Below are 12,032 nucleotides of genomic sequence, written 5' to 3'. Positions count from 1 at the left end.
ATGCGCGCACTTCAATGGCATGGCCCGCGCGACGTCCGTCTCGTGGAAATCGACACGCCGCGCGTCGGCCCCGGCGACGTGCGCATCGCGGTCGCGTATTGCGGGATCTGCGGCAGCGACCTGCATGAATACGCGGACGGCCCGCACGCGATTCCGGTCGATGCGCCGCATCCGCTGTCGCGCCGCACTGCGCCGCTGACGCTTGGCCACGAGTTCTGCGGCACCGTCGTCGAAGTCGGCGCGGGCGTGATGACGCTGCGCGCGGGCGACCGCGTCGCGGTCGAGCCCGAGTATCGCTGCAGCCAGTGCGCGTACTGCCGTTCGGGGTCGTACAACCTGTGCGTGTCGATGGGCTTCGCCGGGCTGATGGGCGACGGCGGGATGGCCGACTTCGCGGTCGTGCCGGCCTACATGCTGCATCGGCTGCCCGACGGCGTGAGCCTCGAACAGGCCGCGGTGATGGAGCCGGCCGCCGTTGCACTGCACGCGCTGCGGCGCGGCGAACTGCGGCTCGGCGAGACCTGCGCGGTGTTCGGGCTCGGGCCGATCGGCCTGCTGCTGATCATGCTCGCGAAGCTGCAGGGCGCGACCACGATCGTGGCCGTCGACGTGTCGCCCGAACGGCTTGCGGCCGCCACGCGGTTCGGTGCGACGCATGCGTTGGATGCCTGCACGCTCGATGCCGCCGCGTTGCACGACGCGATTCGCGCGGCCACGGGCGGGCTCGGCGTCGATACGAGTTTCGAGGCGGCCGGGTTGCAGGCTACGTTCGAATCGGCGATGCGGGCACTGCGCAAGGGCGGCCGCGTCGTGATGGTCGGCCTGATGCCGCACGCGGGTTTCGACGCGTTCCGCGCGGTCAACGACGAGCTGACCGTCACCACGAGCGTCGGCTACCGGCATGCGTACGAAGATCTGCTGCGCATCGTCGCGTCGGGCGCGCTCGACCTCACGTCGATCGTCACGCGCACCGTGTCGCTCGAGGATGCCGTCGCCGACGGCTTCGACACGCTGCTCGCCGATCGCGCGCAGATCAAGATCCTCGTTTCGCCCACGCAACGGCCGGCCCGTCGCGCGTCCGCCACCGGGAGCGTCGAGCATGAGTCGTCAGTGGGCGTTTGACGGGCAGTCCGTCGTGGTGACGGGCGGCACATCGGGCATCGGCGCGCGCACCGCGCTGCGGTTCGCGCAGGCCGGCGCATCGGTCGTCGCGCTCGGGCTCGACGCCACCGGCCCGCATGCGCCCGTGCATGCCGGTGTCCGATGCGTGGAACTCGACGTGGCCGACGGCGCGGCGCTGACGCGCACGATCGCCGCGCTGCCGCGGCTCGACGTGCTCGTCAACGGCGTCGGCATCAGCCGGCACGCGGGCGAATACCGGATGGACCAGTTCGAGCACGTGCTGAACGTGAACCTGACGTCGGTGATGCGGGCATCCGACGCGGCGCGGCCCGCGCTGGCGGCCAACGGCGGCAGCATCGTCAATATCGCGTCGATGTACACGTACTTCGGCAGCAAGGACCGGCCCGCGTACAGCGCGAGCAAGGGCGGTATCGCACAGCTCACGCGTTCGCTCGCGCAAGCGTGGGCCGATCACGGTATCCGCGTGAACGCGGTCGCGCCGGGCTGGATCGACACGCCGCTCAGCAGCGCTCTGATGGCCGACACACTGGCATCGCGCCGCATCCTCGAGCGCACGCCGCTCGGGCGCTGGGGCACGGCCGACGAAATCGCGGAAGTGATCCTGTTCCTGTGCTCGCCCGGCGCGTCGTTCGTCACCGGCGCGGTCGTGCCGGTGGATGGCGGGTATTCGACGGTCTAGCGCGCGGCGCGCGAGCCGCGGAAGGTCGCCGGATCGACGCGACCTGCCGATGCCCGTTGCGCGCCACCGCTCCCTTTGACCGTCGCCGAACCGGGTTCGCCCGGTTCATTTTTCTTCATATCAATCAGTAGTCCAATTAAAAATATCCGGCTCGACCGGATCATGTGAGGAGCACTTTGGAGATGACGAAAAAGACCTTTCTGGCGTTCGCGGCCTGCGCGCTTCCGGCCGCGGCGTTTGCGCAGAGCAGCGTGACGATGTTCGGGCTGATGGATACCGGCATCAGCTACGTCAGCAATCAAGGCGGCCACGGCGCCGCTAAATTCGACGACAACATCTTCTTTCCGAACCTGCTCGGCTTCGAGGGCAAGGAGGATCTCGGCGCGGGCACGCGTGCGATCTTCCGGCTCGTCGACCAGTATTCGCTCGGCAACGGCTCGATCATCGGCGGCGGACTGTTCTCGCGCACCGCCTATGTCGGGTTGCAGAACGACCGGTACGGCACGCTGACGCTCGGCAACCAGTACGAATTCATGGTCGATGCGCTGGCCGCCGGCGGCAACGAGATCGCGCAGGATCTTGTCGGCCTGTACGGCTTTCGTAACGGGCCGTTCGATCGGCTCGCGCTGCCGAACAACCCGACCGGCGCATTCGACTGGGACCGCGTCGCGGGCAGCAATCGCGTCGCGAATTCGGTCAAGTACACGAGCCCGTCGCTGTCGGGCCTGACCATCGGCGCGCTGTACGGCTTCGGCAACGTCGCGGAATCGATCGGCGCGAACAACACGGTCAGCATCGGCGCGAGCTACGATCATGGCCCGTTCGGCGCGGGCGCCGCCTATACGAACCAGAAATACGGCGCGGCCGACGGACTGCCGCCCACCAGCGTGCGCAACTGGGGCGCGGGCGTGCACTACACGGTCGGTACGGTCACGGGCAAGGCGCTCTTCACGACCGTGCACAACGCGCGCAACGGCGCGGGCGCGTGGTCGGCGGAAGCCGGTGCGGCGTGGCGGCCGTCGCCGGTATGGGTGATCGGCGCGAGCTACACGTACATGAAAGGCAACGACACGCTCGACGACGCGCACGCGCACCAGTTGCTCGCCGCCATCCAGTACTGGCTGTCGAAGCGCACGATGGTGTACGTGGCGGGTGTGCATCAACGCGCGAGCCACGGCGGCAACGCGCAAATCAACGGCGTGATGGACGCGAACGGCGCGTCGAGCGGCGCGTTGCAGTCGATCGCGCGGGTGGGGTTCAGTACGCGGTTCTGATGCGGCGCGGGCTGTCGGCGTTCCGGCAACCCGCGCTGTTCGCCGACAACGCGATTGCGCGCGCAGGTCACAGAAACAGCAGCGCCGGATTCAACGCCGTTTCGTCGCACGGCTGCGCGCGCCAACCCAGCGCCACCGGCACCGAATACAGTCGCCGCGCGCCGAAGCGCGGCCAGAAATGGCACAGCCCCGGTGCGATCACCTGCACCACGGACAAGCCGATGTCGGGCCGCGTCTTGTCGACGACGAGCACGTCCATGCCGGCTGCCGCGATGCGCCCGACACACTCCGCGATCACCGCCGGTAACGACGCGGCATCGGCCCGCCGCCACGTCGAAGGCGTCGTTGCCGGCATACCTGCCGCCGGATACAGAAATCCGGTCGACGAAAGCGTGTCGCGATCCCACGGATGCGGCGCATCCGCCGCGATATCGAGCAACTGGTTGACTTCGGTCAGCGCCCGCTGCACCGCGATCCGGCCATCGGGATGACAGCCGAAGCCAATCGAGAAACGCCCGTCCCGCGGATTCTCCGCGAGCGCGACCACGGTCGGCACCGCGAGATCGGTCGTGATGTCGAGCGCCCATACGCGCCATCCGAACGTCGCGTATTCGTGCACGAGCGCGTCGAAATACGGATCGTCGAAAGCCGCGAGATCGATGCCGGGGCGCGCGATCCGGTTGTACCACCAGATCGCGACCGCATCGCGCTCGATCAGCTCGAGCATGCCTTGCAGAATCGCCTCGTCGAGGCTCGAGCCGGCGGCGCAGCCGTTCGGGTTGTGCACGCAGGCGGCCATGGCCTGCGCGCTGTCGGGCGTTTCCGCGTAGCAGTAGCTCAGCGGCACGAGGCGACGCCGGCCGTTCACGAGCGACCACGCAGGCGTCCAGTCGATGACGTCGCGCGACGTGAAGCGCGGCGGCACCTGCTTGCGGACATCGCGGCTCAACGCGTTGATCGCGTCGCGCGCGTCGAATTGCCGTTCGCTGAACTGCTGAAGCGCGTTCACATGAATCGGTTCGGCGTCGCAGGCCGGATCGGCGCGCAGGCTGTCGAGGCTGCCGGTCACCGTCGCCTCGTCGCCCTGATACACGCTGCTGAAGCGTTCGAGCGCCTCGCACAGCGCGCTGGTGCGGGCCTGCTCGTCGGTGCGGCCCTTGCCGGAGCAGAGCCGGTCGAACCGGTTGCTGTCCGGCACGGCGGCCGGGCATACGAGAAAGCCCGACGCGTAGACCTTGCGCAGGCCCGCGTGCCGCTTCGGCATCGGATGCAGATACGCGATCGCGCCGCTGACCGGCGAAATCAGATGCGCATGACGCGCGAACACCCGTTGCGGATCGGCGCTCCGGTAGCCGCCGTCCGTCCGCGCCAGCGGCGCATCCCCGGCGAGCCGCGGCGCGCGCGCCGCCTGCTCGCGCATCCACGCGGGATTCCCGCAGCACGGGCATTGCGGCCGCCTGACCACACGGTGACGTTCGACGGCCAGCGTGTCGAGTCGATGCGCGACGATGTGCGTTTGCGCACGTTCCGCGACCACGCGGTTGACCGCGAGCTGCTCGACCGTCGCGGCCACGAGCGCGGCCGCGGCGGCGGCGGCCGCACGCGAGGCGGCCACCGGTACACGCGTCGCGTCGCTGCCGTGATGGCGCGCCAGCAACGCCTCGACCGGCCGGTTGACGCGCATCCAGTAGCGCACGCATTCGATGCACGGCGCCTCGGCAAGCGCGTCGGCGCCGCCGGTCAGCAACGGTCCGATCAGCGTCTGCACGCCGCCGGTCGCCACGACGAGCAGCGCACCGCCGCGCGCCGCCACGCGGGCGGCGCACGCGGCGAGATCGTCGCGGTCGTGCGTATCGACGATCGCGACCGTCAGTTCGGCCTCCTTTGCGATGCCGATACCGGCCGCGTCGAGCGCGCGCCGGAGCGCCGTACCGTCCGCACCGAACGTCTCCACCGCGACCCGCAGTTGGGCCATGCGCGCGCACGCGGCGTCGCCGTCGAGCCCGGCCCGTTCGAAGAAGCCGCGCGCCGCATCGTCGCCGTGCGGCGGATCGGCGCGTACGTAGCCGCGCCGCACCAGGTGATCGAGCCGCGCGAGCACGTCCCATTCGCCGAACGTGCCGGCCAGCGACGTCACGATCTCGGCAATCGTCATGCGCGCCCGCAGACATGCTGCGATCCGCACGAAGATCGCTCCGGACAGCATCGCGCGCCTGAATTCGTCGACGACGAACAGCGTATCGGGCCCGGCATCGAGCACGAGCAGGTGCGGCTTGAAGCGCAATACGCGCGAAAGGTCATCGAGCATGCGTCGGGTTCCGTGCGACGGGTCGGACGAACGTCGCGCGGCCCCGGGCAACCGCCCAAGGCCATGCGACGGTGCGCGGGTCGGCCGCGCCCGCTCAACAGCAGGTGAACAGGTAACACGGCCCCGCGTCGCAGTAGGCCGCGAGCGCCACGGCCTCCTCGTCCAGGTGCGCCGGCTGCTCCGGTATGCCGACCGTCATCACGTTGCGCGGCAGGTTCCAGCTCCCGCCGCCTTTCCCGTCGCTCGTCCAGCCATGATCGCCGCCCGTCTTCTCGATATCGATGTCGATGATCCACGGGCACTGATAGCCGAAGTATTTCGCGAGCGTATCCAGCGGCCGGTCCAGCAGTTCGGCCTTGAACGCCGGGTCGCGCCACGAGAGCGCGATCGCGCGCAGATAGACCTTCTGAAACTCCAGCATCGATTCGAGCGTCGGATTAGCGTTGTCCTTTGCCATGTCGGTTTCCCCGGAGTCATTCCATGATGGTGATGTGGTCCGCGTTGTACGCGGCCAGCGCCTGCGCGAACTGCGCCTCGTCCGCCGGCGCGGGCGGCAGGTACAGCGTGAGCCTGTTTTTCTGGCCGGCTGTCCAGTCGCCGTTGACGGTCGGTGTCCACTCCGACGATTTGAGCTGCACCTTCAGGTCGAGCTTGAACGGAAAGTGATAGTCGAACTGCTCGCGCAATGCGTGGACCGGATCGGCTTCGAGCTTGTCGAGAAACGCCGGCGAATGCCAGGCGAGGGCGATTGCCCGGATGACGGTCGCGCGGTATTCGAGAAACTGTTCGTACGTCGGTAATCGAAGATCCTTGCTCATCTTTATGCTCTCCTGAATGACGGTTTGAACTGCTTACGGCAACGACTGCAACGTCGCTTCGGCGAGCCTGGCGATCCGGCCCATGCCCGCCGTCGTTGCAATTTCGACTGCGCGCCGGCATGCGTCCAGCGCGGCCACGCCGCCGCAACGCGGATCGGCGCGGCGCAAGTACTCGCCCTGCTTGAGCAACAGCTGGGCTTCGTAATACCGTTCGCCGCTCGTTTCGCACCAGGCGAGGCACTGCCCGACCTGCGCGAGCGCCGCGTCGTAGTCGCCGCGTTCGGCATCCAGCTCGGCAAGCAGCGACGCGTAGTAGGTGAGTCCGAGCAGGCCGCCCGACTGCCGCTGTGCGTCGAGATGCGCGACGACGCCCGCGCGATCGCGTTGCGTCCATGCATGAATGATCGCGGCGTAGTGCCCGACCGCGCGCAGCCGGTGCGCATCCGCCAGCCGGAGAATCGCCTCCGACACGGCTCGCGCCGCGTCGCGGTCGCCCGCGAGCTGATGCGTGCGCGCGAGGTACATCATCGTGACGCCGAGCGTCGGCAGATGGTCGAGGCAGGTCGCGCAATACACGGCTTCGCGCGCCATCGCGAGCGACGGTTGCGGATCGTCGTCCATGCACCAGCGCACGCTGGCGAGCGACGCCATCGTCCACGCGCGCGTATCGAGCCCCAGGATGCGCCGGTGGCCCGCGTCGCGTCGCGCGTCGTAGCCGGCCAGCACCGCGTCGAACGCGGCACGGGCGCGCGCATAGTCGCCGTCGACCCACAGGCTCATGCCGCGCATCGCGTCCGCCGCGACCTGCACGCCCGCCTCGCCGCGCTCGGTCGCGAGCGTGTCGAGCCGCTTGCCGATCCGGCGCACGGTCGAGCGATCGCCGGCGACGTGGTAGTAGGTCGACAGCGTCCACAACGCGCTGATCTCGAGCTCCGGGTCGTCGAGCGTCCGGGTCTGCCGCAACAACTGCTCCGCATGCTCGCGTACCTGCGGATCGGCCCAGCCGAATCGCGCCATCGTCGCGTGCGTCAACGTGGCGCGAATGCGCGCACTGTCGTGCTCGCGCTGCGCGTGATCGGCGGTCGCGAGCCAGTCGAATACGGCCTGCCCGTAGCGGATCGCGTCGTCGTATCGCGAACGTTCGAGCGCGCGACGCGCCGCATCGATGCCCTGGGCGATCGCGTCCGCGCACGCGCCGGCGCGCGCGAAGTGCCCGGCGACGCCGAACGCGTGCGCACCGGCGCCGCGATCGGCCCGCGCGAGCAACGCACGGCCGACGCGCGCGTGGTTGCCGCGCCGCACCGCAGGCGGCATCGATTCGTATGCGGCGTCGCGAATCAGCGCATGGCGGAACGCATAGAACACGCGATCGCGCCGATGTTGCGCGTACACGATCCGCTCTTCGAGCAGCAGCCGCAGATGGGCATCGAGCGTGGCACGATCATGCGGCGATGCATCGGCGAGCAGTTGCGCATCCACTTCGAGCCCGATGGTCGCGGCAAGCTGCGCGGTGTCGCGTGCGTCGTCGATCCGGTCGAAGGCCAGACCGAGCATGCCGCCAAGACTGAGCGGCAGCGGATAAGGGTCCGTTGCCGATGGCCCGGCAAGCGGACCGTCCGCGCCGCTCACCGTCAGTTCTCGCGCGACGGCCTCGATGAACAGCGGGATGCCCGCGGTGCGATCCGCGAGCCGGTCGAGCCACGCCGGATCGAACGCGCCCGGGCCGAGATGCGCCGACATCAGGCGTTGCGCGTCGTCGCGCGGCAGGCGGCGCAGCACCACGCGGTCGGCCGCGCCGCGCCAGCGCGCGAGCTTGTCGGGGCGCGACGTGAGCACGATGCACAGGGCCGCCGCGCGCGGCGAGCGCCGCAGATACGCGAGAAACTCCTCGGTCGAACGATCGAGCCACTGAACGTCCTCGATCACGAGCAGCACCGGCGCGCCGTTGCCGAGCGATACGAGCAGTTGCTCGAGGACGTCGAACAGCGCGTGCTGTTCGCGCGCGCTCGACCACAGGAGCCCGTTCGCGTCGCAGGGCAGCCCGAGCCAGGTCGCGAGCGCGACACGCGCCGCCGCATGGTCGCAATCGAGCGGCGCGATCATCGCGTCGATCGCCGCGAGCGCCACGCCCGGCGCGCGATCGGCATCGACGTGCCAGTGCGCGGCGATGAACCGCAGGACCGGAAACAGCGCATGATTCTCGCGTTCTGGCAGACAGCCGCACTGCGCGAACGCGTGGCCGCGGGTCCGCACGGTCTCGCACAGCTCGTGCACGAGCCGCGACTTGCCGAAGCCCGCATCGCCGACGACGAGCCGCGGCACGCCGAGCGGCGCCGGCTCGCCGCGCAGCGCGCGACGATGCCGCCCGAGCGTGTCCTGCCACGCGCGCAGCAGTGCGTCGAACTCACGCGCGCGGCCAACCATGGGCGTCCGTCGGCCGGCGTCGAGCGAATCGAACGGCGTATCGGCGTGCCGCTCGCCGAGCAATTCATGAACCGGCTGCGACACCAGGCCCGCCCGCGCGAGCCGCAACGCGGTCGGCCGCGAATCGGCATGCCGTTCGAGCACGAGCCGCGCATCGTCGCTGATCAGAATCTGTCCTGGGCCGGCCAGCCGCAGCAGCCGCGACGCCGCGGCGGGCGTCGACACGCCCGACATGTGCGACGCATGCGCGAGCACCTGCCCGACGTGAATCGCGGCGGCCACTTCGACCCGCCAGCCCTCTTCGCCCTCGGCAGCACGGCCGCCGGCGGCCGGCGGCGCCGGCAACCGCGCGCGCCCGGCGACGCGCACCATGTCGAGCGCCGCCCGCACCGCGCGGCGGGCGGGCCGGTCGATGTCGCCTTGTAGGCCGAAATGGAACAGCAGCGTGTCGCCGAGCCGTCCGCCCGTGTGTGCGCCGTAACCGACCGCGATATCGGCGCACTTCGTCAGCCACTGTTCCTCGTAGCCGTCGAGCGCCACGCCATGCTCGGTGCCGGCATGGCGCTGGCGGCCCTCTCCAGCGATCGTCACGCAGCAGCACAGCGTGGTGATCTGCCGGTACTCGCCCACTTCGGCGAGCGTTTCTCCGCGCGGCGCAAGCGGGTGCGAACGCGCCTGCCGGCCGGCGCGACGGGCGTCGAACTGGCCGACCAGCGCGGCGAAGTTGAGCGCACGAAACTGCGCCGCGAGCGCCTCGGCCGACGCGGCACGCTGCCGCGGATTCTTGTTCAGCGCATGCCGCAGTACCGCGCCGAGCGGCAGCGCCGCGATCGACGGCGGAAGCGCGACATCCACCGGGCTCAGTTGCTGATAGAGGATCTCGGCCACGCTGGCGCCCTGCATGACGACCTCGCCCGTCAGGCATTCGAGCACGATCAGGCCCCACGCATACAGGTCGCTGGCGGGCGTCGGCGGCTCGTTGCGCAGTTGCTCCGGCGCGCAGTACGGCGGCGAGCCGAGTACCTCGGTCGCGAGCGTCGCGGTCCGGCGCGCGATGTCTTCGGTACCGGGCAGCAACGCGCCGATGCCGAAATCGAGCAGCTTCGCGTGCGGCCCGTCGTCGGCGATCGCGATCACGATGTTTTGCGGCTTCAGATCGCGATGCACGATGCCGCGCCGATGGGCGGCCGCGAGCGCGTCGAGCACCTGCGTCATCAGCCGCCCCGTGTCGATGGCCGACAGCGGCCCGTCCGCCGCGAGCCGGTCGCGCACCGTCCGGCCCTCGACCAGTTCGAATACGGCGAACAGCCGGCCGTCGGGCGCTTCGCCGCGGTCCAGCAGCGCCACGATGTTCGGATGCCGCAGCGCCTCGCACAGGCTCGTCTCGCGCCGGAAGCGCGCACGTTGGTGCATGCGCTCCGGCGCGGTCAGCGCGGCATCGTCGCGCATCAGCTTGATGGCGACGGCGTGCCCCGTCTCGTCGCAGGTCGCCCGAAACACCACGCCGTTGCCGCCTTCGCCGAGCAGCGGGCCGAGCCGGTAATGCCATTTGCCGGCGAGCGTCGCAAAAGGCGCCGCGTACTTCGGTGGTTCAGGTGCATCCGGCCGGGCGAGGGCGCGGGATACGGTCGGCAGCACGGCCGGTTCTTCCGCGTTCACGGGCAATGAACGATCGGGCCCGGCGCCGCGCGCGGCACGCCGATACGCGGCCCGGCGGCCGGCACCGACTCGCATTCGAGATGCTCGCCGCGCATGACCCGGAACGGCACATCGCCGAAACGGACGCTGCCGCGTCGGCGCTCGACGAGCTGGCTCGCACCGAGCCCCGGGAGCGCCGCGAACTGGCTCCGCGCGCGATGAATCTGCACGTTGACATGGGACGCATCGATGCCGAGCATGCGCGCGAGCCGGTCGAGTTCGATCCACCCTTGCGTGGCGGCGTCGTAGCCGGCCTGCATGTCGGCCGAGCGGGCGCGGGCGAGCGTGACGAGGCTGTAGTGATGGGCGCGCTCGCCGAGGTCGACCGCGCCGCCGCGGACATGCAGCAGCATGCGCACGTGCTCCTCGTTGCGGCTGACGAGGAATTCGAGCAATGGCGCCGGCGCGGCCGGATCGGCGGGGGCGGCAAGCATCACCGTCGAGCCATGGCGCGCGAGGGCGAGGCGCCACGCGAAGTCGCCGGTCGACACTTCGTCGCCGTCATGGAGCGCGCGCGGCGGCAACGTGTCGTCGCACAGCCATTCGCCGGCCGGCGAACGGACGATCGTGACCGGCTGCGCGGCAGGGACCGGCAGGATCTGGCGCGGCGCCAGCACGATCGGCGCGGCGGCACCGCGAATCGGCCACAGCGTATCGGCCGGATCGTCGAGCGACTCGACCCGCCACGGCGCGGTGCCGGCCCTGCCGAAGCGGATCACGTCGCCTTGCTGCAGCACCGCATGCTCGCCGTCGCGCAACGATACGCCCGATACCGACGTGCCGTTGCTGCTGTGATCGTGGAGTTCCCAGAGCCCGCCGACCCAGCGGATATGGGCATGGACGCGGGACACCGAGCCGTCCCGGATGACCGTGTCGCAGCGCGCGTCGTCGCGGCCGAACACGTGATACGCGCGGAGCAGGCATGCGTCTCCGGAAGCGTCGTTCTTGAGTATCGCCATGGCCGCCCCGTGTCGGATTCGCCCGGATCGTTCGAGTGACGCATCGACGCTGCCGGGCAAGCGATTGATTCGATGATCGCGAACAGTGCCGCCCGTTCGCCGCCTCGTTACCTGTTTTTCTGGTCAGTTGCCTTGCCGGGTGTTACCCGCGCGCCGCGCGTCATTTCAGTAAATTGAATGGTCGATTACTTTGTTGTTTTAAAACCGAGCGCCTCGATGAAAATCCTGACAAATAAAATCACGCACCGCAACCGGCATACCTGGATAACGATTTTATATTGCAATGCTTTACCTTTTCGATGAATTTTCGGGGTGCGAATAAAGGGTCGAAATTCTTCATCGCCGGGCGAGATGCCGCCATTCATGCGCAACGCCGGCATGACGACATTGAACGACGGAGCGGGATAATTGATCTTTGCACGCGCGGAAGTTTTGTTTGGCCGGTCGAAAATAAAATAAAACCGTTTCGATTTTATAAATAATTTTCTCTGGTGTTTTTATAATCGCCGCCGTTTAACTTATTCATGAATCACGTCGTGCCGCAGCAAATATCCCGCGATATAGTCGGCGAACGCAGGGGGTGTCGGCACGATCGTGCATCGCGAATGGTCACCCGACCGCAGCGACACGTGATGCGGCATCGCGCCCTCTGTTTGTCGAGGAGCCATCCACCGACGCCCTCGACGGAGCGCGCCCACGAACCACGCCAGCACAAGCCCTCCACTACAG

At 69.0% G+C, this 12,032-nt stretch carries 8 protein-coding genes; 3 read left to right on the top strand and 5 right to left on the bottom strand.

What is annotated here, in order from left to right; translation table 11 throughout:
• From H3O04_RS03105 to H3O04_RS03095, 3 genes are all read left to right on the top strand, one after another.
• Window positions 1-1,122, top strand: a complete 1,122-nt coding sequence (locus tag H3O04_RS03105; RefSeq protein WP_202587118.1) for a 2,3-butanediol dehydrogenase — start codon at window positions 1-3, stop codon at window positions 1,120-1,122.
• Window positions 1,100-1,822 carry an SDR family NAD(P)-dependent oxidoreductase gene (locus tag H3O04_RS03100; protein WP_124477388.1) on the top strand — a complete coding sequence of 241 codons (723 nt, stop codon included), beginning with the start codon at window positions 1,100-1,102 and terminating at the stop codon, window positions 1,820-1,822. The genes H3O04_RS03105 and H3O04_RS03100 overlap by 23 nt, the downstream gene beginning before the upstream one ends.
• 182 nt (window positions 1,823-2,004) lie before the next feature.
• Window positions 2,005-3,096: a porin gene (locus H3O04_RS03095; RefSeq protein ID WP_124477387.1), complete on the top strand. Its 1,092-nt coding sequence runs from the start codon at window positions 2,005-2,007 to the stop codon at window positions 3,094-3,096.
• A 67-nt stretch (window positions 3,097-3,163) separates the two neighbouring features.
• Here the strand turns inward: H3O04_RS03095 and H3O04_RS03090 are convergent, their stop codons facing one another.
• The 5 genes from H3O04_RS03090 to H3O04_RS03070 form a co-directional block, all read right to left on the bottom strand.
• A complete protein-coding gene (locus H3O04_RS03090; RefSeq protein ID WP_124477386.1) occupies window positions 3,164-5,404 on the bottom strand; it encodes a TOMM precursor leader peptide-binding protein in 2,241 nt (746 codons plus the stop codon).
• Window positions 5,405-5,498: 94 nt separating this feature from the next.
• Window positions 5,499-5,861, bottom strand: coding sequence for a BMA_0021/BMA_0022 family TOMM bacteriocin (locus H3O04_RS03085; RefSeq protein ID WP_023474948.1), 363 nt, complete (start codon window positions 5,859-5,861; stop codon window positions 5,499-5,501).
• Between the two features lie 16 nt (window positions 5,862-5,877).
• Entirely contained in the window at window positions 5,878-6,222 is a 345-nt protein-coding gene (locus H3O04_RS03080) for a BMA_0021/BMA_0022 family TOMM bacteriocin (RefSeq protein WP_124477385.1), read from the bottom strand.
• Between the two features lie 33 nt (window positions 6,223-6,255).
• Complete coding sequence (locus tag H3O04_RS03075) at window positions 6,256-10,305, bottom strand: TOMM system kinase/cyclase fusion protein (protein WP_202587117.1); 4,050 nt, start codon at window positions 10,303-10,305, stop codon at window positions 6,256-6,258.
• Window positions 10,302-11,303 (bottom strand): FHA domain-containing protein, encoded by a 1,002-nt coding sequence (locus H3O04_RS03070; protein ID WP_202587116.1) that lies wholly within the window; start codon window positions 11,301-11,303, stop codon window positions 10,302-10,304. Before H3O04_RS03070 ends, H3O04_RS03075 begins: the two co-directional genes overlap by 4 nt.
• Between the last annotated feature and the right edge of the window lie 729 nt (window positions 11,304-12,032).

The sequence above is a fragment of the Burkholderia sp. KCJ3K979 genome, assembly GCF_016759955.1.
GTDB lineage: Bacteria > Pseudomonadota > Gammaproteobacteria > Burkholderiales > Burkholderiaceae > Burkholderia > Burkholderia orbicola.
Note: the sequence above shows the minus strand (reverse complement) of the source record. Positions and strands in the feature narration are given on the sequence as shown.